Origin of the sequence: Labilithrix luteola (genome assembly GCF_001263205.1) — a bacterium.
Classification (GTDB): Bacteria; Myxococcota_A; Polyangia; order Polyangiales; family Polyangiaceae; genus Labilithrix; species Labilithrix luteola.
In genome coordinates this window covers 332,490-354,288 of sequence record NZ_CP012333.1, presented here as the reverse complement: position 1 = coordinate 354,288, position 21,799 = coordinate 332,490, and the positions used below count along the sequence as shown (strand labels likewise).

21 protein-coding genes are annotated in these 21,799 nt (G+C 65.2%); 14 read left to right on the top strand and 7 right to left on the bottom strand.

Annotation, left to right across the window (positions count from 1 at the left end; translation table 11 throughout):
- The first annotated feature begins 75 nt into the window (after positions 1–75).
- Positions 76–1,194 carry a trypsin-like serine protease gene (locus AKJ09_RS01705; protein ID WP_169927169.1) on the top strand — a complete coding sequence of 373 codons (1,119 nt, stop codon included), beginning with the start codon at positions 76–78 and terminating at the stop codon, positions 1,192–1,194.
- 32 nt (positions 1,195–1,226) lie between these two features.
- On the opposite strand, the gene AKJ09_RS01700 is transcribed toward AKJ09_RS01705, so the two are convergent.
- Positions 1,227–2,180 carry a DUF5996 family protein gene (locus tag AKJ09_RS01700; protein ID WP_420814270.1) on the bottom strand — a complete coding sequence of 318 codons (954 nt, stop codon included), beginning with the start codon at positions 2,178–2,180 and terminating at the stop codon, positions 1,227–1,229.
- Positions 2,181–2,301: 121 nt separating this feature from the next.
- Positions 2,302–2,820: a TrmH family RNA methyltransferase gene (locus AKJ09_RS01695; protein WP_240488370.1), complete on the bottom strand. Its 519-nt coding sequence runs from the start codon at positions 2,818–2,820 to the stop codon at positions 2,302–2,304.
- Between the two features lie 16 nt (positions 2,821–2,836).
- Here AKJ09_RS01695 and AKJ09_RS55460 point away from each other — a divergent pair, with 16 nt between their 5' ends.
- The 4 genes from AKJ09_RS55460 (at position 2,837) to rpsG (ending at position 6,205) form a co-directional block, all read left to right on the top strand.
- A complete protein-coding gene (locus AKJ09_RS55460; RefSeq protein ID WP_169927168.1) occupies positions 2,837–4,150 on the top strand; it encodes a hypothetical protein in 1,314 nt (437 codons plus the stop codon).
- Between the two features lie 68 nt (positions 4,151–4,218).
- Positions 4,219–5,022, top strand: coding sequence for an undecaprenyl-diphosphate phosphatase (locus tag AKJ09_RS01685; RefSeq protein ID WP_146645421.1), 804 nt, complete (start codon positions 4,219–4,221; stop codon positions 5,020–5,022).
- A gap of 287 nt (positions 5,023–5,309) precedes the next feature.
- Complete coding sequence (rpsL, locus tag AKJ09_RS01680; protein ID WP_146645420.1) at positions 5,310–5,708, top strand: 30S ribosomal protein S12; 399 nt, start codon at positions 5,310–5,312, stop codon at positions 5,706–5,708.
- Between the two features lie 26 nt (positions 5,709–5,734).
- The gene (gene rpsG / locus AKJ09_RS01675) at positions 5,735–6,205 is read left to right on the top strand and encodes a 30S ribosomal protein S7 (RefSeq protein WP_146645419.1); all 471 of its coding nucleotides are present in this window, start codon (positions 5,735–5,737) and stop codon (positions 6,203–6,205) included.
- Between the two features lie 299 nt (positions 6,206–6,504).
- Here the strand turns inward: rpsG and AKJ09_RS01670 are convergent, their stop codons facing one another.
- From AKJ09_RS01670 to AKJ09_RS01660, 3 genes are all read right to left on the bottom strand, one after another.
- A complete protein-coding gene (locus tag AKJ09_RS01670; protein ID WP_146645418.1) occupies positions 6,505–6,885 on the bottom strand; it encodes a hypothetical protein in 381 nt (126 codons plus the stop codon).
- A gap of 315 nt (positions 6,886–7,200) precedes the next feature.
- Positions 7,201–8,763 (bottom strand): hypothetical protein, encoded by a 1,563-nt coding sequence (locus AKJ09_RS01665; protein WP_146645417.1) that lies wholly within the window; start codon positions 8,761–8,763, stop codon positions 7,201–7,203.
- Between the two features lie 133 nt (positions 8,764–8,896).
- On the bottom strand, positions 8,897–10,600 hold the full coding sequence (locus tag AKJ09_RS01660) for a hypothetical protein (protein WP_146645416.1): 1,704 nt from the start codon (positions 10,598–10,600) through the stop codon (positions 8,897–8,899).
- 322 nt (positions 10,601–10,922) lie between these two features.
- Here AKJ09_RS01660 and AKJ09_RS01655 point away from each other — a divergent pair, with 322 nt between their 5' ends.
- The 8 genes from AKJ09_RS01655 to rpsS all read left to right on the top strand — a co-directional run bounded on the left by AKJ09_RS01655 (position 10,923) and on the right by rpsS (position 18,031).
- A complete protein-coding gene (locus tag AKJ09_RS01655) occupies positions 10,923–11,585 on the top strand; it encodes a hypothetical protein (RefSeq protein WP_146645415.1) in 663 nt (220 codons plus the stop codon).
- A 612-nt stretch (positions 11,586–12,197) separates the two neighbouring features.
- The gene (gene fusA / locus AKJ09_RS01650) at positions 12,198–14,315 is read left to right on the top strand and encodes an elongation factor G (RefSeq protein ID WP_146645414.1); all 2,118 of its coding nucleotides are present in this window, start codon (positions 12,198–12,200) and stop codon (positions 14,313–14,315) included.
- A gap of 38 nt (positions 14,316–14,353) precedes the next feature.
- Positions 14,354–15,544: an elongation factor Tu gene (gene tuf, locus AKJ09_RS01645; RefSeq protein WP_146645413.1), complete on the top strand. Its 1,191-nt coding sequence runs from the start codon at positions 14,354–14,356 to the stop codon at positions 15,542–15,544.
- 84 nt (positions 15,545–15,628) lie between these two features.
- The gene (gene rpsJ / locus AKJ09_RS01640) at positions 15,629–15,946 is read left to right on the top strand and encodes a 30S ribosomal protein S10 (protein ID WP_146645412.1); all 318 of its coding nucleotides are present in this window, start codon (positions 15,629–15,631) and stop codon (positions 15,944–15,946) included.
- Positions 15,947–15,956: 10 nt separating this feature from the next.
- A complete protein-coding gene (gene rplD, locus AKJ09_RS01635; RefSeq protein ID WP_146645411.1) occupies positions 15,957–16,598 on the top strand; it encodes a 50S ribosomal protein L4 in 642 nt (213 codons plus the stop codon).
- On the top strand, positions 16,595–16,894 hold the full coding sequence (locus AKJ09_RS01630) for a 50S ribosomal protein L23 (protein ID WP_146645410.1): 300 nt from the start codon (positions 16,595–16,597) through the stop codon (positions 16,892–16,894). Before rplD ends, AKJ09_RS01630 begins: the two co-directional genes overlap by 4 nt.
- A 3-nt stretch (positions 16,895–16,897) precedes the next feature.
- A complete protein-coding gene (gene rplB / locus AKJ09_RS01625; protein ID WP_146645409.1) occupies positions 16,898–17,728 on the top strand; it encodes a 50S ribosomal protein L2 in 831 nt (276 codons plus the stop codon).
- A gap of 15 nt (positions 17,729–17,743) precedes the next feature.
- Positions 17,744–18,031 (top strand): 30S ribosomal protein S19, encoded by a 288-nt coding sequence (gene rpsS / locus AKJ09_RS01620; RefSeq protein WP_146645408.1) that lies wholly within the window; start codon positions 17,744–17,746, stop codon positions 18,029–18,031.
- A 102-nt stretch (positions 18,032–18,133) separates the two neighbouring features.
- Here rpsS and zwf read toward each other — a convergent pair whose 3' ends face one another.
- A complete protein-coding gene (gene zwf, locus AKJ09_RS01615) occupies positions 18,134–19,507 on the bottom strand; it encodes a glucose-6-phosphate dehydrogenase (RefSeq protein ID WP_146645407.1) in 1,374 nt (457 codons plus the stop codon).
- 182 nt (positions 19,508–19,689) lie between these two features.
- The gene (locus AKJ09_RS01610; RefSeq protein ID WP_169927167.1) at positions 19,690–20,655 is read right to left on the bottom strand and encodes a LysR family transcriptional regulator; all 966 of its coding nucleotides are present in this window, start codon (positions 20,653–20,655) and stop codon (positions 19,690–19,692) included.
- A gap of 101 nt (positions 20,656–20,756) precedes the next feature.
- Here AKJ09_RS01610 and AKJ09_RS01605 point away from each other — a divergent pair, with 101 nt between their 5' ends.
- Positions 20,757–21,719 (top strand): MBL fold metallo-hydrolase, encoded by a 963-nt coding sequence (locus tag AKJ09_RS01605; protein ID WP_146645405.1) that lies wholly within the window; start codon positions 20,757–20,759, stop codon positions 21,717–21,719.
- The last annotated feature ends 80 nt before the right edge of the window (positions 21,720–21,799 follow it).

The window sequence follows — 21,799 nt, the reverse complement described above, 5'->3', positions numbered from 1 at the left end:
CGTGACAGTGGTTCGTGCTTCGTGGGGTCATCGTTAGCGCGAGCGGCACATAACCTGCACATGGCGGCACCAAACATGCGGAACACCACTCTTCTCCACGCGGTCGTGTTGCTGTCGTCTTCCGTCTTCGTCGCGTGTGGCGGCGCAGGTGATACGCCGGGGGAAGCTGTCGGTAGTCAGAAGAGCGCGGTCCAGGGTGGTGCGGTCGACACCAACACCACGGACACGTTTGCCGTCGGCATCGCGAGCAAGAGAGGTGCCGTGTGTTCCGGCACGCTCATCGCTCCGAACCTCGTCCTGACGGCGCGGCACTGCGTCGTCCCGCCGGCCGCCGACGAGGCGGTCACATGCGCCGACAAGTTCGCGAACAACGTCTCGCCGTCGGAGCTCATCGTCACCACGGAAGCCAACATCTTCCGCGCGAAGAAATTCTACCAGGTCACCGCAATTGCAACGCCGACGGACAAGGCGTTCTGCGGAAACGACATCGCCGTCGTCACGCTGGCCGACAACGTGCCTGCGTCGGACGCGACGCCCGCCACACCGGTCGTCCAGTTCCAGATGACGGACACCACGAAGATCAGCCCGAACATCACCGCCATCGGCTACGGCATCACCAGCCCGTCGTCGGAGGACTCGGGCATCCGTCGTATCCGCGAAGACATCAAGATCGTCTGCGTGCCCGGCTCGACGACGAACGAGTGCAAGGGCCAGTACCAGCAGATGGCCGATAGCACCGCGGAGTTCGTCACCGAGGGCTACGTGTGCTCGGGAGACTCCGGCAGCGGCGCGTTCGACCAGGCCTCGTTCAGCGCGGGCTCGCCCTACGTCCTCGGCGCCCTGTCGCGTGGACCCCAGACCAGCACGACCTGCCTTGCGGCGATTTACTCGCGTACCGACGCGCACGCCGACCTGATCATCAATGCGGCCATCGCCGCTGCCGACAAAGGTGGCTACGACCCGCCGTCGTGGACGCAGCCGGCGTCGGCCGATCCGGCGACCGACGCGCCTTGCGAGGGTGACGGTTGCACGGCCGCTCCGGGCGACACGCCGAAGACGGCGCCCACCACGACCGTCACCACCACCACGTCGGGTTGCTCGTCCGCTCCGGGCCGCACCACCTCCGCGGGTTCTGCCTTCGTGGCGCTCGCTGCGGCGGCCCTCGTGTTCGGCCGCCGCCGCTCGCGTCGCTGAACGTCACGTCACGCTCGCACGAGCTCGTCGGATCAGGGCCCGGCCGTACGGTATTCGTGCGGCATCGGCCGCGCCGAACGTTCGAGCGCGGTACGGTTCCAGTGCGCCAGATCGGCAGCCGCGTCGTACGTGGCCTGCGCGAACGACAGGATCATGCCTGCCGGATCGGGTGAGGTGCGCACGTTCTCGTAGGGCAAGAGAAACTCGCGCATCGTCTCGCTGAAGAACCCCGGCGCAGGCACCTTGGCCTTCGCGTAGCCCTCGGGCTCCGGATAGATGTACGAGAAGAACGCGGCGTCGTCGTAGCCGCCTCCGCCCGTCCAGAATCCGCAGCTCTCTTGCTCGTGCGAATAGGCTTCCTGCACGACCGAGAGCGGCGTGTTCGGCACGGCGCCGTGGGGCGGCGCGCGTCTCCCCGAGAAGCGCGTGGCCACGAGGTCGAAGCTCCCCCAGAAGAAATGCACGGGGCTCGCTTTGCCGACGAAGCCGCCACGGAACTGCTGCAGCACGCGATCGACGGAGACCAGCGTGAGCCAGAAGCGATGGGCGTAGTCGGCATCGTAGGACTTGTGGAGCTCGTCCTGATCGAAGGGAATCGCGTTGGGGATCTCGACCGGCATCGTGCGGATGTGGACGTCGATGCCGATGTCGTGGAGCTTGCCCATGAGCTCCTCGTAGAAGCTCTTCACCGTGCGCGGCTCGAGGGCGACCGTCCGCCGATCTCCGTCGCACGTCTCGATGACGAGCTCGTGCTGGAGGAAGTCGAAATGAATCTCGAGCGAGCGGTCCTCGTAGGGGATCGTCGACGTCGTGAGACCGCGCCCGTTCACGTAGAGCGGGACGTTCCACCAGTGATTGACCATCGGGCAGAGGCCGAGACGAATCTTGCCGATCATCTGTGCCCATAGGTGCAACGTGTCCCGCGTGTCGCGCCACGCCGCGAGAGGCAAGCTCGGCCAAGCATCTTCATGCACCGCTTTCGTCATTTCTCCCATGGCCGCACCTCGCTGACGGATGAGTGGAACGCTGCAGGTCTTCCCATCCGGGCGAGGTTGCATCGGCCGTTCCGAGGCGAAAGGCGAAAGGCGAAAGGCGGAAGGCGCGAGCTCAGAAGGTCTTGTCGACGTAGTGCCGTCGCGCCCACTCGCTCATGACGATTCCAGAGGCAACGGCGAGCGGGAGGGAATGGTTCACGCCGTAGATCGGAATCCCGAGAACCTCATCGGCACGCTCGAGCATGGGCGCCGGAATGCCGAATCGTTCGCTTCCGAAGAGCAGCACCACGTTCTTGGGAAAAGCGGTGATCCCATACAGGCTCGCGCGGGCACGATCCTTCTCGAGCGCCCAAACGGGGCGCCCCGCCACGTGCTGGAGGAACGCGTCGTCGTCCTGCACGCGCGTGATGGTCTCGTATTTTTCCATTCCCATCGATGCCTTCTCGTAGTGCGGGCTGCTGCCGATGAGGATGATCTCGCGGGCCAGAAAACTGTGGGCCACGCGGATGATTGCCCCGACGGCGAAGGCGTTCTCGGCCGTGTAGACCGCCACGGAAAAATCGTTGCGAAGGGGCGCGAGGGCCGCGCGCACGTCCTCGGGGTTCATATCGAGCGGCGGAAACAGAGCCATGTGTTAACGTTAGTCCGTGCGTCGCACTTCGGTGGTCGCGAACGGGGGGGCTCGGGTGCGCTCGAGCTCGTGGGGGAGGCTGCTCGCGGCGCTGGCGGTCCCAGCGGTCTCCGTCGGGGCCCTGGCCCTTGGGTGCGGTCTCGACGCCGTCGGGGAGCGCGGCGCCCATGGCGATTCCGATCCGTTCGGAGAGGATGGCGGCGCGAACTTGCCCGGCAAGGGCGGCTCGCACGTGGATGCCCCCTCTACCGACGACGGAGGGAACCCGGGCGACGGTTCTCCGGGCGTCGACGCCGAAGGTCAACGGCCCGACGCCGGCGTGCCGTTCTCGCCTTCGAACATCGGGCCGACGTCGTACCGCCTCGACGGGCCCGATCTGTCGGTTGCGTTCGTCGCCAAGGTGGTCGTCGATACCACGAACCTGACGGTCGATGGCGTGACGAGTCCGAACCTCGTCGCCGACGGTGACATTGCCGTCTGGTCGCTGCACACGGTCGACATCAGCGGCACGCTCCAAGTGAAAGGCAAACGCGCCCTCGCCATCGTCGCGAGCAACGCGGTGACGATGAGCGGCTCGATCGCCGCCTACGCGGAAGGGGCCACGCCGGGGCCCGGCGGAGCTGTTCCGAGCAGTGGGACGGGCAAAGGCGCCGATGGGCTGGCGAGCGGAGATTCGGGCTCGGGCGGCGGTGGCGCGGGGCACGCCACGACTGGCGCGGCAGGATCGACTCGGCTGATGTCTGCCGGAGGAACCGGAGGAGCTTCGGCGAACGCCGCGAACGCACTCGTGGGCGGCGCGGGCGGCGGAAACGGTGGAGGGTTCGACAAGAACCAGTGCAAGGGGCAGGGAAGCGGCGGTGCGGGCGGCGGAGCCATCCAGATTTCTGCGATGGGGGCCATCACGTTCGGTTTCCCCGCGAGCATCGATGTCCACGGCGGCGGAGCTCTCGGCGGATGCTCGAAGAGCAAGGGTGGAGGCGGTGGCGGGGCAGGCGGCACCATCGTGCTCGAGTCGGTGGGATCGATCACGCTCCCGAGCAGCACGTCGCTCGGCGCCACGGGAGGAGGCGGCGGTGCGGGCGGCGGCGACCTGCTCGACGGTTACGACGGCGACGACGGGAAGCTCGGGCCGTCGGCCGTCGCCTTCGGTGGCCTCGGTTCGCAAACGGGCGGTGGCAACGGTGGCAACGTCGGCAACCCGCCGACGATTGGCGTGTCGGGCGGGGGCGGTGGAGGCGGCGGCGCCATGGGCCGCATCGTGCTTCGAGCACGTGGCAACGTCTCGAACGCGGGAAACATCGCGGGCGAGCTCACGACGTCCACGTTCTGAAGCGGGGGCTCCTCGCAACTGTTATGTAGAGCGCGTCGCATGGTTTCGCTTCGCGCTCGAGGGCTCTCGTGAATCCGCTGATCGCCGCCATTCTGGGCGTGGTCGAAGGGCTCACCGAGTACCTCCCGGTTTCGTCCACGGGCCACCTGATTCTCGTCAGCCGCTGGCTGGGGCTCGAAGGCGAGGGCGCCGACGCGTTCGACGTCGTCATCCAGCTCGGCGCCATTCTCGCCGTGCTCGTGCACTACCGCAGTCTTCTCTGGGAGCGCGCGACCGGGCTGACGTCCGGAAAGAAAGAGAGCGTTGCGCTCCTCGTTGCGCTCGCGCTGGGGTTCCTTCCCACGGCCGTGCTCGGCGTCCTGCTACGTAAGAAGATCAAAGCGCTGCTCTTTGGCCCGGCGCCGGTGGCCATCGCGCTCATCGTGGGCGGCATCGTGATGATCGCCATCGAGTTCGTGCGCAAAAAGCGAGGGCACGAGGGCGATCTCGGCCTCGAGCACGTGACGCCGAAGCGCGCCTTCCTCATCGGCCTCGGCCAGTGCATCTCGATGTGGCCAGGCTCTTCGCGTTCGATGTGCACGATCATGGCTGGGCAGCTGACCGGCCTCTCCACGGCCACCGCCGCCGAGTTCTCGTTCTTGCTGGGGCTCCCGACGCTCGGCGCGGCCACGCTCTACGAAATGTTGAAGTCTCGCGAGGCTCTCGCCGGCCTCGGCGGCGCGAACCTCGTGGTCGGTCTCGCCGTGTCCTTCCTCGTGGCCTGGGCGGTCATCGCCGCTTTCATCGCCTACTTGAAGAGGTTCGGCTTGTCGCCGTTCGGCTTCTACCGTATTGCGGTCGGCGCACTCGTTTTCTGGACGTTGGTTCGCTAGCCGTTTTCGTTACGCTCTCGCTGCCGATTCGCGCTACGCGCTCTGACGCTCCCGGAAGTTGCAAACAATCGACGCAGGAAACTTGCCCTACGAAAAAGCCTTCTGGGCCCACTTTGTAGGCAGCTACTTGACAGATTGAGCGCCGCGACTAGAGTGCGCGCCTCCCCAGGCCCGAGTTGTCTTTTTCGCGGGTTTTTGACGCGAAGAGCTCCGACACCCGGACCGGGAAACTGACCCTCGAACACGGTAACTAGTTCACTAGTCCTTTTCGCCAGGATTTCTCCTCGATGCCGACCATCAATCAGCTCATCAATCACGGTCGCGAGGCGGCCCGCGTCAAGACGGCCTCCCCCGCCCTCAAGAGCTGCCCGCAGAAGCGGGGTGTCTGCGTTCGCGTGTACACGACCACGCCGAAGAAGCCGAACTCGGCCCTTCGTAAGGTCTGCCGTGTTCGTCTGACGAACCAGATGGAAGTCACGTCGTACATCCCGGGCGAGGGTCACAACCTTCAGGAGCACTCGGTCGTCCTCATCCGCGGCGGTCGTGTGAAGGACCTCCCGGGCGTTCGTTACCACGTCGTCCGTGGCACGCTGGACGCGTCGGGCGCCATTGGTCCGTCGTCGACCAACAAGGCGAACCGCAACCGCAAGCGTTCGAAGTACGGCGTGAAGCGCCCGAAGGCTTGATCCTAAAAGAGCTGGAGATCTGAGAAATGCCCCGCCGTCGCGAAGTCCCGAAGCGCCGAATCATCCCGGACCCCAAGTACAAGGACAAGCTTGTCTCCAAGTTCACGAACACACTGATGTTCGACGGAGAGAAGGCTGTCGCGGAAGGCATCCTCTACGGCTCCTTCGACGTGATCGGCGAGCGCTTCAAGGAGGACCCGCTCGAGGTCTTCCGCAAGGCGCTCGACAACGTCAAGCCGAAGCTCGAGGTCAAGAGCCGCCGCGTCGGTGGTGCGACCTACCAGGTTCCGGTCGAAGTCCGTCCGGAGCGCCGCGTCGCTCTCGCGATGCGCTGGCTCGTCCAGTACGCGCGTGAGCGCGGCGAAAAGACGATGCGTGAGCGCCTCGCCGCCGAGTTCTTCGACGCCGCGCAGGGCCGTGGCAACGCGGTGAAGAAGAAGGACGACACGCACAAGATGGCCGAAGCCAACAAGGCGTTCGCCCACTACCGCTGGTGATTGGTTTCCGGCGGTAGATATCGCCGGATCCATAGCTCGACGCCCGCACGGTTCGCCGTAGCGGGCGTCTTGCATTTCTCGCGCTCCTCTGACTCCGATGGATCCGACCTGAGATTTTTCACAGGAAGGGCGGAAGTTTTTTTGCGGAGAGCGGACAGATCGCGTGACACCGCCGTCGGCGTTGGTGCAATTCCGTTCCCCAGCAAGCGGGGTTCGGCGCCCTGCGCGGGGCAATCATCAAACCTTCCGGTCTTCCGACCTTCCTGTGAGATTGTTTGCCTATCCGAACGGCATTGCGGCTAGGGGCGGGTTTGCATCACGTCGCCTTCGGCGAGGCGCTCTCGTAACAAGGTCTCCCAGCGGGGACGATTGAGCGAGGCGTTCAGCGTGATGCCCGCGATGGCCGTTGCTGCGCCTGCGACCGCCACGCCCATCGCAACCATCCGTGAGCCCGTGAGGAACCACGCGCCTTCGATCTTCGTGCGATGGTCGAGGACCCACTCCGTGAGGATGGTGCGCGCCTTCGAGTCATAGGATTCGAGGAGGTCCCAATCGTTGAAGATGGCGATCGGGCGGGTGGACGTGAAAAGACGCGGAGAGCGCCGAATCCACTCTTCGGCCATGCTCGTGTCGAGGTGGCCCACGGCGCGGGTCACCAACATGTGGGGCGGCGCGAACATGTCGAGCGATCCGCGCTCGCTTCGCAGTTCGGCGATGCGTCGCTGCTCGGCGCCAGCCGGTAACGGCGTCAGGCCAGCTAGGGCAGGCGCGTTCGACGAGCTAGACGCGGTAGACGCGATAGACGCGATAGACGTGACAGGTGCGCCAAGCGGGCCAGGCGCGACAGAGCCTCTCCCCTCAGGCGGCGGATGACTCTTGAATGGCGTGCCGCTGCCCATGCCCCCTCCGAACACGAGTTTATAGTCACTTCTTGCGTACGCAAGGGGCAGTCGTTCGTCGTTTGGTTCCGGAGCGCCGAGCGGCGTCGGAACCGGTCAGGGGACGGCGGCCTCGAAATTCACGCCCCAATTCGACAGATCGTTGCCGAAGAGAGACGGCGTATCGTCCGAGTCGCGCAGGTTGCCGCGTGCCCCGCCTGCATACGCGAGGCCGTTGCCGATGCAGCCTGCCGACCCGCCTTGGTCGTTGAGCGGCTGATTTTGAGCGTAGGTGAGGCGCATGTTCGTGCCCGAGGGGGCGGCGTTCAGGGTGATGGTCACCGTGTCGGGGCCGGAAACGGCGACGCTCGCGATGCCCACGCGGTTGCCGTTGTCCCAGAAGTCGAAGCCGTAGCTCTCGGCGGCGCTGACGAGCTTCGTGTCGACCACGAGGGGCGGCACCGGCACGTAATAGACGACGGTGACCACGTTGCCCGCGCGCGAAATGCTCTTCGGACGAACCGGCTCCCATGACTGCCCGCCGAGCACCACACGTCCGTAGACCTTCGCGAAGTACTCGCCGAGGTGGCGCTGGCCGGCGTTGCTGTAATGCAGGCAGTCTTCGCGCACCTCCATGGGGTATGCGGGCGTCACGTAGATCACCTTCTCCGGAGCGCGCACGTGCGCATCGAGCTGCATCTGCGCGAGCTTGCTCTCTCGCACGGTGGTCCATCCGCTCAAGCCGGAGACGAGGAGCGGAACGTTCTGCTTCTGACCCGTGATCGCCTTGATGGAGGCATCGAGGTCCTGCTGCCATTCGACGAGCGCGTCGGCGTAATCTTTGACCTTGCCGGGCGTGCCGTCGGTGCCGGGCAGGGGAAACTCGCTCGTGCCGAAGACGTACGCGTAGTGATCGCTCTCGCCGTGGATGGCGCCCACGGCCCGGACCACGTACGAGCGGCCCGACGCAGCGGCGAGGCCCTTGGCGCTCTCCACCTCGCTCATCGCTTGTGCGAACGGACTCAGATAACCGCTGTCGGCGTTGTACGTGCAGAAACCCTTGCGCAGACACCAGTACGTGTTGCCGCTGCGCCCGTGGACGCTCACGAGCATGTCGTGCTTCGACGGGTAGCCGGCGCGCGTGCCGAATTCGTAACGAGCCTTCGCGAGATGCGAGATTCCGTAGCCGATACTCGAAGCGGCGGTCTCGACGGCGTAGCCGAAGAAGTCATCGCCGTCGACCAGCGGCACGAACGACGTCGGCGTGTCGTACGCCCTGCAGCCGTTGCCGTCGCAGGACTTCATCGGCATGACGCCGGTGTCGAACATGAGGTTCGAGTAGCCTTCGAGCGGCGCGGTGGTGAGGGGCGGATCGCCTCCGTTGGCGACGGCGTTGCTCTGGCCCGTCAGCAGGAAGTGATTCACCTCGAAGTCCTCGTACGTGGGACTCACGGGGCCAGGAGGCGGACCATCGGCCGCGGCGTCCGTCGTGGCGTCTTTCGGCGCGCTCGCGTCACCGTTCGGAGCGCTCGCGTCCGGTAGCGCGCCAGCTTCGTCGACTGCCGTCGTGTCGTCGCCCGAGATGTCCCCCGTACAGGCGACTCCGAGCGCTCCAAACGCCAGTAGCGTGAAGAGCGTTGCCCTGATTTCGAGCTCGCCGCTACACGATCGCGTTCGCATGCACTCTTCGTAGCACGCAACGCAGGCGGTTCGCCCGTCGCCACACGAGCGGAAAACTCACGGCGATGCGCGTGTGGCGATCAGGAAAACGAAGCGGACGAATTGGCTCGCGAAGCGAGCGCGGGTGCGCCCGTCAAAGCGTGCCGTCGGTGGCGCCTTCGCTCCAAGGCGTCGCGTAGGGAGCTTCGACGTCGGGATTCTTCGACCCGTCGTGAATCCACACGTGGAATTCACCGAACGCGCGCGCCGGGTGGTAGTTCGCGCCGACCCACGCCGCGCTGTCCGGGCACGCGTAGCGGAAGTCTTCCCATGCGTCTTGGAAGGTGATGAGCGGCGAGCGGTCGATGAAGACGAACACCTCCGGGGGATTCGCCTTCAGTTTGCGCAGCATGTCGTGCTCGTGATCGTGGCGAATGCCTCGAATGCGTGCGCGCTGCGCGTCGGTCGGTCGGTTCTTCCAACCACCGTCGAGCGCGGCGTCGGCGTTGAGGTCGTAAGCATAGATGTACGGCGTGGCGCTCTTCCGTTCGGCGAGGAAGAGCAGATAGGGATCCATGCCGTAGACCTGCACGCGTGCATCGGGCGAGGTGTGGCTCGCGATGTACTGCGCGGCCTGCCTCATCTCCCACGGGAAGAAGTCGTGGTTGCGGAAGGTCGCGAAGTACTCCGGATCGGCACGTCGCTCCGCCGTCTCGCCTCCGCCGAGGATCCACACGTTGCGCGTGTGCGGCGAGTTCTTCATGTTCGAGGCGACGAAGAGGCCGAGCGCCGTGGCGATACCGAGCGAGAAGTAACGCCCGAGCGGACGCTTCCGAGGTGCGCCCTCGAATCGCTCGGCGATCATCACCACGACCATGAGCCAGCCAAGCGCGGTGAGCGCCGTGAGCGGATGGAAGTGGTAGCCGAAGCCCTTGTGTTGCGCGATGACGTTGCAGAGGCCGGCACCGATGCCGAGGGGGACGACCAGCGCTCGCTTCGGAAGCTCGCGCACGGCAACCAGGCTCGTGACGAGCACGGCACACGCGACGCCCAGTGTGGCATCGCCGAGCGGGCCTTCTTCGCCGAAGATCTCGGGGACGCTCTTGGCCCAGATGAAGCGGTAGACCTGCGGAACGTCGAGCAACGAAATTCGAATGAACGTCGCGGCATCTCCATAACGGAGGAGATAGGCCATCGGCACGACCGCCCCGAGCAGGCCACCGAGGACGAATCGACCGAAGCGCGCGCTTCGCGAAAGGACGTCGTCGCGCTCGAGCAGCAACACGATGAGCTGCGCGACGGTGAAGGGGAGGAAGCTCGGTTTGCCGAACCAGGTGATGGTCGACAGGGCTGCGATGCCGACGATGCGAAGCGACGCCCTCTGCTTGGTGCGCGCCGGCGGCAAGAGCTGGAGGGCGAGGCTCGGTAGAAGGAACCAATCGCAGAAGCTCTCGCGCTGCGCCTGGTTCCAGTACGTGTAGAGGTGGTACTGGCCCGAGAGAACGACCCAGCCGGCGAGTGCCCATGCCAGACGGGTGACGGGACTCGGCGTGCGCTTGCTCACGAGGCCCGGGAGGCAGGCGCCCGCGACGGCGAACGAGATGCCTGTCGCGAGGAGCTCCAGGACGTGGAAGCGATGTTCGTCGCCGCCGCCGAGAACCAGCATCACGACGTGGAGAAGGTGAACGAGGGGGCCGTTGACGTCGCGGATGTCCCGGTAGTCGACGTCGCCTCGCAGAACCGCCCACGCGACGTACTGGAAGATCCCTTGGTCACGCCCGACAGTCGCGAGCGAGGAACGGTTCGTGGCGTCGCACACCCAGAAGAAGGGGATGAGGGCCACCAGCAGAGGGGCCACGACGCGACGCAGCATGCGGACGCGCGCGACCGGCCCGAACCATCGAAGGAACGAGCCACCGACCCGACCCTCGCGGGTGTGCGCGCCCGCGCGCGCGCGGGCCGACGAGACACGAGGCGCCCGCAATCCCCGCGGGGGAGGCACTCGTTCACCGCTATGCGGAACGGGCGTCACAGGGTCGGCACCCTCGCCCCGCTCAGGCTCGGGCTGCGTCATCGTGGGCGCGCAGTTAAGCCCGCGATCGCTCTCTCGACAAGTCGTTCGGAGAAAGTCGTGCGGCCTCTTCGCTCGACACCCGTCCTCACGGTAGGATGCGCATCGCATGGGCAGTGCTCGCGTGATCTCGCTCGTCTCCTTGCTTCTCGCCGCCTCCGGGCTCGTTCACTGCAGCCTCCGGAGCCTCGACGGGCTTGCGGACAACCACGAGGGCAGCTCCGGCGGCACGAACTCCGGAGGCTCGAGTGGAACGCCAACCACGAACGGCTCGAGCGGAACGAACGGCTCGAGCGGAACGAACGGCTCGAGCGGAACGGGCGTCCCCGACGCCAGCGACCTCCCGCCTGGCAAGGTTCAGTGCGCGACGACGAACATCGTCTGTGACATCACCTCGGCGGAATGCTGCGTGACCTACAACGGTGAGGACTCGGCCGCGACGCGGTCGCTCGACTCGAGCTCAGCCAAATGCCAGTCGATCGGGGGAAGCTGCGGCCAGTTCGTCTCGACCGGGGACACCTTCACCAACCAGATCGCGCAGCGCTGCTCGAGCGCGGCCAACTGCAGCGGTCAGGCCTGCTGCGTCCTTCCCATGGAAGAGGGCCAGCGTCTCTCGAAGAACCTCGGCTCGATCCAATGCCTGGCGGCCTCGGACTGCAACACCAAGGGCCGCATCATCTGCGTGACTTCGTCGGACTGCCCGGCCAACACGACCTGCCTGCCGGAAACCGATCCCATCCTCTCCCGCTTCTACGGCAGTTTCTGCCGCTGAACCGGAGTGGACAGAGTCCAGCCTCGCTGGACGGAGTCCACGGAGGTCCAAGAGGACTCGGCGAATGCCGAGCCGCATTGAAGCTCAGCTGAAGGTGCGGGCGGGAGGCGTAGCGGGCAGGCGAGCCCAAAGGCCCTGGACGGACCTGGCAGAGGTGCTAACCACCTTCGGCGCCAAGTCATCTTGACATCTTGCACGGCGTTGGTAGAAAGCCGGCCCCATCCCTAGGTGACATGCGCCTTCTTCAATAGGTGGTCATGGAGCCTCCGGAAGCGAACCTCAGCTGCTAGGTAAGCCGTAAAGAACCGCAAGAAATGCACAGCAAGACATAAGGACCGGGTTACCCCAGTGTGCCTTCGAACCAGCCTCCAAAGATGAGGCGGCAGGGCACGAAAAAACTGAAGTGGTACCTCGGCACCCTCTCTGGACTGCCCGGACGCTCTTAGAGCGCTGGGGCCCGCTGAAAACGGCAGCGGGATGGCCAGAGAGGGTTTCGTGCATCTAGCCTCCCAGATTTCGCAGTCTCAGTCTCGCTCGCTCTCGTCACCGAAGTTCTCGTAGTTCCGCCCCCGCCTCTCTCAACCCTCCCCCCGCACCGAAACGGAGATTCACGTGGCCCGCGAATATTCGCTCGAGAGAACGCGAAACATCGGAATCATGGCCCACATCGACGCGGGCAAGACGACGACGACCGAGCGCGTCCTCTATTACACGGGCGTCAACTACAAGATCGGTGAGGTCCACGAGGGCGCCGCGACCATGGACTACATGGTCCAGGAGCAGGAGCGCGGGATCACGATCACCTCGGCCGCGACGAACTGCTTCTGGAAGCCCGTCGAAGGCCCCCACGCGGGCGTCAGCCACCGCATCAACATCATCGACACGCCAGGCCACGTCGACTTCACGATCGAAGTCGAGCGTTCGCTCCGCGTTCTCGACGGCGCAGTGGCCGTCCTCGACGGCGGCAACGGTGTCGAGCCGCAGACGGAGACCGTCTGGCGTCAGGCCGATAAGTTCCGCGTTCCGCGCATCGTGTTCGTCAACAAGATGGACAAGACGGGCGCGGACTTCGAGATGAACGTCAAGTCGATCAAGGAGCGCCTTGGCGTTACGCCCGTCGCGATCCAGTGGCCGGTCGGCGAGGAAGATCAGCACAAGGGCGTCGTCGACCTCATCACGATGCGCGCCGCGATCTTCGACGAGGAGTCGAAGGGCCAGAAGTACTCGTGGACGGAGATCCCCGAGGCCATCAAGGCCAAGTGCGTCGAGTACCGCGAGAAGATGATCGAGGCCTGTGCCGACCTCGACGACACCATCATGTCGAAGTACATGGATGGCAAGTCGGACGAGATCACGGAAGCCGAGCTCGTCGCCGCGCTCCGCAAGGGCTGCACGACCTTCAAGTTCTTCCCGGTCCTCTGCGGCTCGGCATTCAAGAACAAGGGCGTCCAGCTCCTCCTCGACGCGGTCGTCAACTACCTCCCGTCGCCGCTCGACATCCCGCCGGTCAAGGGCGTCAACCCTGACAACGACAAGGAAGAGGAGCGCCTCGCGGACGACAAGGCTCCCTTCTCGGCCTACTCGTTCAAGATCATCAACGACCCGCACGGCAACCTGACGTTCTTCCGCGTCTACTCGGGAACGATTCAGAGCGGCACGATGGTCATGAACTCCACGCGTGGAAAGCGTGAGCGCATCGGCCGCATCCTCCGCATGCACGCGAACAAGCGTGAGGAGCTCACCGAGGCGGATGCCGGCAACATCTACGCGGCCGTCGGCTTGAAGGACACGCGCACGGGCGACACGCTCTGCGACGAGAAGAAGCCGATCATTCTCGAGAAGATGGTCTTCCCGGAGCCCGTCATCTCGATCGCCGTCGAGCCGAAGACCAAGGCCGACATCGAGAAGCTCGGCGTCGGCCTCCAGAAGCTCGCTGCCGAAGACCCCTCGTTCCGCGTCCACACGGACGAGGAGAGCGGTCAGACGATCATCAGCGGCATGGGCGAGCTCCACCTCGACATCATCTGCGACCGCCTCCGCCGCGAGTTCAAGGTCGAGTCGAACGTCGGCAAGCCCGAAGTCGCGTACCGCGAGGCGATCGGCAAGAAGGTCGCCTGCGAGTACAAGTACGCGAAGCAGTCCGGTGGTCGCGGCCAGTACGGCCACGTCCTCATGGAGATCGAGCCGGGTGAGCGTGGCTCGGGCTACGTGTTCGAGAACGCCATCGTCGGCGGCGTGATCCCGAAGGAGTTCATCCCGTCGATCGAAAAGGGTGTGAAGGAAGCGATGGACCGCGGTGTCCTCGCCGGCTTCCCCCTCGTCGACATGAAGGCGCGCGTCTACGACGGCAGCTACCACGACGTCGACTCGAGTGCGGCGGCGTTCGAAATCGCCGCGTCGCTCTGCTTCCAGGAAGGCGCGAAGCGGGCGAACCTGCACCTGCTTGAGCCGATCATGAAGAACGAAGTCGTCGTTCCCGAACAGTACATGGGCGACGTCATCGGCGACCTCAACTCGCGCCGCGGCAAGATCCTCGGCATGAGCCAGCGCGGCAACGCGCAGGTCATCGACTCCGAAGTTCCGCTCGCATCGATGTTCGGCTACGTGACCGACCTCCGGTCGCTCACGCAGGGCCGAGCGACCTCCTCACTCCATTTCTCGCATTACGCCCCCGTCCCCGCGGCCGTCCAAGAAGAGATCGTCGCGAAGGTCAAGGGCATCAGCCGCTAAACAAGGTTTCCACCCTCACGGGTGTCACGGAGAAAGTCATGGCGAAAGAGAAATTCACGCGTAGCAAGCCCCACGTCAACGTCGGCACCATCGGTCACATCGACCACGGCAAGACCACGCTGACGGCCGCTCTCGTGAAGGTGCAGTCGAAGAAGGGTCTCGCGAAGGCGATCAGCTACGCCGACATCGCGAAGGGCGGAACGGTCCGTGACGCCACGAAGACGGTCACGATCGCCGTCTCGCACGTCGAGTACGAGAGCCCGACGCGCCACTACGCGCACGTCGACTGCCCCGGCCACGCCGACTACATCAAGAACATGATCACGGGCGCCGCGCAGATGGACGGCGCGATCCTCGTCGTCAGCGCGCTCGACTCGGTCATGCCGCAGACGCGTGAGCACGTTCTCCTCGCTCGCCAGGTCGGTCTCCAGCACCTCGTCGTCGCGCTCAACAAGTGCGACGCCGTCGAGGACGCGGAGATGCTCGACCTCGTCGAGATGGAAGTCCGCGAGCTCCTCTCGAAGAACAAGTTCCCCGGCGACACGGCGAAGGTCGTTCAGGTCGCCGCCTTCCCGGCGCTCAACGGCGAGCCGAAGTGGGAAGAGTCGATCGGCAACCTCATTGCCGCCCTCGACGAGCAGATTCCGGAGCCGGTCCGTGACACGGACAAGCCCTTCCTCATGGCGATCGAGGACGTGTTCTCGATCAAGGGCCGCGGCACGGTCGTCACCGGCCGTATCGAGCGTGGCATCGTGAAGACGGGCGAAGAAGTCGAGATCCTCGGCTTCCGCGAGACCCGCAAGACCACGGTCACGGGCGTCGAAATGTTCCGCAAGCTGCTCGACGAGGGCCGCGCGGGTGACAACGTCGGCGTTCTCCTCCGCGGCATCGAGAAGAACGATGTCGAGCGCGGCCAGATCCTTGCCAAGCCCGGCTCGGTGAAGACGCACAAGAAGTTCGAGGGCGAAGTTTACGTCCTCAAGAAGGAAGAGGGCGGCCGTCACACGCCGTTCTTCACGAACTACCGTCCGCAGTTCTACATGCGCACGACGGACGTGACCGGCACCTGCCAGCTGCCCGAGGGCACGAAGATGGTCATGCCGGGCGACAACATCACGATGACGATCGAGCTCATCACGCCGGTCGGTATCGAAGAGCAGATGCGCTTCGCGATCCGCGAAGGCGGCCGCACCGTCGGCGCCGGCATCGTGACCAAGGTCATCGAGTAATTCAATTCACAGAAGGCGGGAGGACGGCGCGAGTCGTCCCTCCCCGTCTTCCCTGCTTCCTGTGAAACGTAGAGGTAATTGAGCATGGCAGCCGCCACCACGATCCGTATCCGCCTCCGGGCGTTCGACCACCAACTCCTCGACAAGTCGGCCAACGACATTGTCGAGACTGCGAAGCGCACCGGTGCGCGCGTGGCGGGGCCGATCCCGCTTCCGACGCACATCTCGCGTTACACCGTTCTCCGCGGCCCGCACGTCGACAAGAAGTCGCGCGAGCAGTTCGAGATCCGCACCCACAAGCGTCTCCTCGACATTCTCGATCCGACCCAGCCCACCCTGGACGCGCTGATGAAGCTCGACCTGTCGGCGGGTGTTGACGTCGAGATCAAGTCGCCGCGCTGAGAGGTCTCACATGGCAACCATTGATGTCTTCAATTTGAAGCGCGAGAAGGTCGGCACCGTCGACCTCGCGGACGAAGTCTTCGCGGCCGAAGTCAAGGAACACCTCTTCTACGAAGTGGTGAAAGCCCAGCTCGCGTCGCGCCGTCAGGGCACTGCAGCCGCCAAGAACCGCTCGGCGGTCAGCGGCAGCACCAAGAAGCTCTACAAGCAGAAGGGCACGGGCCGCGCGCGTCACGGCTCGATCCGCGCGCCGATCTACGTCGGTGGCGGTCAGGCTCACGCGCCCCGTCCTCGCGACTGGTCGTACCGTCCCCCGCGCCAGGTGCGCATCGGGGCGCTCCGCTCGGCTCTCTCGAAGTTCAACAAGGAAGGCCGCCTCGTCGTGGTCGACCGCTTCGAGATGCCCGAGATCAAGACCAAGAGCGTGCTCTCGGCTCTCGCCACCCTCAAGACGGACCGCGCCACGCTCGTCGTCGACACGGCGTCGAACGAGAACCTCCGCCTCTCGATCCGCAACTGCAAGGATCACCAGTTCCTGCCCCCCGAGGGCGTCAACGTTTACGACCTGCTCCGCTACGACACGCTCGTCCTCTCGAAGGACGCGGCCAAGGCGCTCGAGCTCCGCTGCCTCGCCCGTGGAGGTGAGAAGTGACCCCCGAATCCGTTATCCGTCGTCCCATCTTCCTCACGGAGAAGTCGAACACTCTCCGCTCGAAGAACAACCAGGTGATCTTCGAGGTGCTTCGCGGCGCCAACAAGATCCAGATCAAAGAAGCCGTGCAGAAGCTCTTCAACGTCAAGGTTGAGAGCGTCAACACGATGGTCTACCGCGGCAAGGATCGCCGCATGGGCCGCGGCTACGCGAAGATGCAGAACTGGAAGAAGGCAGTCGTCACCCTCAAAGAGGGCGAGAACATCGACTTCTTCGCCGAGAGCTCCGAGGGCTGAGCCATGGGTATCAAGACTTACAAGCCGACTTCGCCGGCCCGCCGTTACTACACGGGCTCGGACTTCAAGGAAGTCACCAAGGGCAAGAAGCCCGAGAAGTCGCTTCTCGAGCATCAGACCTCGACGGGCGGTCGTAACGCGCACGGTCGTATCACCAGCCGCTTCCGCGGCGGTGGACACAAGCAGCGTTACCGCCTCATCGATTGGCGTCGTAACAAGATCGGCGTTCCGGCCACGGTCGCTTCGATCGAGTACGACCCCAACCGCACGGCGCGCATCGCCCTCCTGCACTACGCAGACGGCGAGAAGCGCTACATCCTCGCGCCCGACGGCCTCTCGGTTGGCGACAAGATCGTCGCCAGCCGTAACGCGGACATCAAGCCGGGCAACTCGATGCCCCTCCGCCACATCCCCCTCGGCACCACGATCCACAACCTCGAGATGCGCAAGGGCAAGGGCGGTCAGCTCGTTCGCTCGGCCGGCTCGGGCGCTGTGCTCATGGCGAAGGACGGGGACTACGCGCAGGTTCGTATGCCGTCGACCGAGGTGCGCATGATCCACCTCGATTGCCAGGCGACGATCGGCCAGGTCTCGAACATCGACCACGCGAACATCACGATCGGCAAGGCCGGTCGTTCGCGCTGGCTCGGTCGCCGTCCGCACAACCGCGGCGTCACGATGAACCCGGTTGACCACCCGATGGGCGGTGGTGAAGGCCGCACCTCCGGTGGCCGTCACCCATGCTCGCCGTGGGGCCAGCTGTCGAAGGGTCTCAAGACCCGCAACAACAAGCGCACCGACGGCATGATCGTCAAGCGCCGCGGCCAGAAGTAAGAGAAGGAGTCCACTATGCCCCGTTCAGTTAAGAAGGGCGCCTTCGTCGACGGTCATCTCATGGAGAAGATCGCCGCTGCTCAGGCGACCCAGTCCAAGAAGGTCATCAAGACCTGGTCGCGCCGTAGCACGATCACCCCGGAGTCGATCGGTTTGACCTTCGCCGTTCACAACGGCCGCAAGTTCATCCCCGTGTTCGTCACGGAGAACATGGTCGGGCACAAGCTCGGCGAGTTCGCCCCGACGCGCACGTTCCACGGCCACTCGGGCGACAAGAAGGCCAAGGTCGCGGCGAAGAAGTAATTCGCCTGACCTGACTCGAGAGTCGCGTGAAAGGGCGCACAGGGCTTCGGTCCTGGGCGCCCTTTCTGCATTTGCACGCGCGGATTGCGGATGCGGAGACGCTCAGCGAGCGTTCGTCCAGCCGCCCTTGGGGGCAAGGCGCGAGGCTTCTTGCGGTCCCCACGAGCCCTTGTCGTAGGGATAGACGGGCGTCTTTGCGGCGAGCGCGCCGTCGACGATGCGCCATGCCTCTTCGACCGTGTCCTGGCGAGCGAACATCGATGCATCGCCGTCGATCGCATCGCCGAGGAGCCGCTCGTAGGCCTTCATTCCGGTCGCCGGCCTGCAAAGCGAGAGCTCGCTCGAATCGCCGCGCATGGCTTCGCCCGGAGCTTTCACGTTGGTCGCGAGAGCGATGAAGTTGTCCGGCCCGATGCGGAAGCGGAGCGCGTTCGCGGGCGGTGCGGCGTTGTCTTCCAGAACGGGATGGCCAACGCGCTTCCACCGAACCATGGCTTCGGTCATCGTGACCGCGAGCGATTTTCCCGTTCGGACGTAGAAGGGAACGCCACGCCAACGTGGTGAATCGACCGCGAAGCGAAGTGACGCGAACGTCTCCGTCGTCGAGTCGTTGGCAACTCCGCGAACGTCGCGATATCCGCGTACCTGACCGCGAACCACATCGTCCGGCCCGAGCGCCTTGACGTGCGTGAGGAACTTCGTGCGGGCATCGCGAAGCGCGGTGTGACCACGAGCCGTCGGAAGCTCCATCGCGAGATAGGCCATGACTTCGAGCAAGTGATTCTGCACGACGTCACGAATCGTACCCACGCTGTCATAGAATTCCGCGCGGTCTTCGATACCGAAGGATTCGGCCATCGTGATTTCGATGGCCGCGATGTGCTCGTGATTCCAGGTCGACTCGAAGAGTCGATTGGCGGCACGAAAGAAGACGATGTTCTCGACCTGTTCTTTGCCGAGGTAGTGATCCATTCGGAAGAGCGAGTCTTCCGGAAACGCGGCATGGAGCTTGGCACTCAGCGCCCGCGCCGACGCCACGTCGTGACCGAACGGCTTTTCGACGACGAGCCGACCGCCCTTCGCGAGGCCTGCTTTGGCGAGGTCCGCCGCGACCTTCTCGAAAAGCTGTGGAGGCAGCGCAACGTAGTTGAGTGGATGTTGCGCCGCGGAGGCGGCCTTCGTGATGCCGTCGAACGTCGTGGCGTCATCGTAATTGACGGCCACGTAGGAGAGACGTTTGGACATCTGCGCGAATGCAGCAGCGTCGAAGCTCTTGGTGTCTTCGAGGCTCTTCTTCGCCTCTGCGCGGATCTCGTCGACGCCGATATCATGCCTGCCGACCGTCACGATCGGCATGTCGAGGCGGCCGGTTTTCGTCAGCGCCAGAAGTGCTGGCCACGTCTGCTTCTTCGCCAGATCACCCGTGGCTCCAAAGAAGACGAATGCATCCGAGCGCGACGTTGCCGACGTTGCCATGGCGGATCCTTGGTGGAAGGCCGGATGCCGGTGCAATCGGTGTGCCCGCCAGCTCACCACCCACGAGACGGCCGCGGTTCTCGAGTACTCGAGGTGGCGCCCGACCCTTGAAACGCGACGCCGGACGCGGAGACACTCTCGCTCGCGAAGAGCGAAGCGTGAGGCGCGCAGGGGCGAGTCTCTTACTCGCTCTTGCGCGAGCGCTTTCGTCTCACGTCGCCGCCGTCCGCATCTGCTGCCTCTCCGGCGAAATCCGATGCGTCGGCCAGCTCGGGCTCGAGGCGCGCCAGGCGGCGGGTGAGGGCATCCATCACGGCGCGGATGCGTGGAATCCGGCTCCCATCGCGGTGGATGCCGAGCCATGCCCTGCGGGCGGGCGGCGGAGACGGAGGCGCCAGCCGCACCAATCCTGGCGTGCGCTCGGCCAGATGACGAGGCAGGCAGGCGAGGCCCGCTCCTTCGGCAGCCGCGATGGCATGGGCGTCACGACCGTTGCTGCGGAAGGCGATCGACGCCGCATGAGCAATGGCTCGGAGCCAGGGCACGTCGGCCACGTTCTCGACGTCGTCACTCATCGTGATGACGGCGTGGCCAGGGCAGCCGAGGGTGAAGTCCGGCATGCCACGACGATCGAGGTAGCGTGCCGAGGCATACAGTCCGAATCCGATCCGAGCGACGCTGCGCTGCAAGACGTCCTGGTGTTCGAAACGCGCGAAGCGAAGGGCGATGTCGACGTCGCGGCGCGGAAGGTTCAACCATCCATCGCTGGCGACGAGGTCCACCGCGAGCCCTGGATAGCGCTCTGGAAGCCGCGCGAGGATGGGGGCCACGATGGAGCTCGAGAACCATTTGGTCGTCGTGACGCGGACCATCCCCACGACGCCGCTGTCGCGACCGGCGACGATCTGGAACGCCGCAAGCGCTTCGCCTTCCATGCGTTCGGCATGGGCGAGCAATTCTCGTCCCGCGGCGGTGAGCTGGAATCCCTCCGGCGTCCGCAAGAAGAGGCGCGTCCCCAGGTGCTTTTCGAAGGCGTCGAGCCGACGCCCCATCGTGGGCTGGGTGACTGCGAGCCGGCGCGCGGCCGACGACAGCGTCCCGTGGCGAGCGATGGCGAGGACGTAGCGCAGATCATCCCAGTCGAACATCGGAGGGCCCGAGCATAGCGCGCTCCCCATACAAAAATGCATAGGGGCATCGCGATCGACCTCGATGGCGGACTCTTCGTCGCCGCCGCATTGCTGAGAGCATGAATACACGACGTCATCTCGCTGCCTCGGCCCTCCTCGCCACGGCTTGTCACGCGGACGCTGCGCCGCCTGCCGGTCCGGTCGGCACGACGGCGGCGCCGGCCGTGACCGTCGCTCGCGACGAGCACGACCGTGACGCGAGCCTCGCCAAAGGAGCAGTGACGTGGCTCGGTGGCCCCACCGCGTTGCTGGAGCGAGGCGGCTTTCGCGTCCTGACGGATCCCATGCTCAGCGGACGAGGACCATCGGCGTTCACGCTCCCGCGCCACCCGTCGACCGGTGCGCCGAACGCCCCCGTCACCCGTTACCTAGCGCCCGGCACCGTCGACCTCCAACGGCTCGACGCGGTGTTCGTGAGTCACATGCACGCCGATCACTTCGACGGCAGAGCGAAGGAGATGTTGCCGAAGAACCTGCCCATCGTCGTCCCACCGTCTGGTGCCGCCGCCCTACGGAGCGCGGGATTCGCCGATGTGCGACCGCTGGACTGGGACGAGTCGACCACCTTCGTACGCGGCGGGACTCGGCTCGTGGTTCACGCCGTTGCCGCTCATCACGCGCACGACGCCACGCTCGATCGCGAGCTCGGCAAGGGCAACGGATATGTCCTCGAGTGGGACGACGGAACGAGCGGCGTGCTGCGGCTCTACTGGACCGGAGATGCGGTCTTGACCGAAGACATGCGTGCGCTCGGATCACGCTTCGGCGCGATCGACCTCGTCATGCCTCACATGGGCGGCGTTGGCGGCGATGGCCCCCTCGGCCTCCGCACGATGGACGCGTCCGAGACCGTGGAGCTCGTGGCGGCGCTCCGGCCGCGTCGCGTCGTGCCCATTCACCACACGACGTTCGCGCATTACCGCGAGCCGGTTGACGCGCTGCTCGAGCAGGCTGCGGAAAAGGGGATGGATAAGGCGATTCGCCTACCGCACGTCGGGACCGCGATCGCCATCGCGCCGTAAGGTCCGGTCCGATATGCCCAAGATGAGCCGCTCCCCGGACATCGTTGTTCCGGCCCCGCTCCCGCGTCCATTCCTCGCTG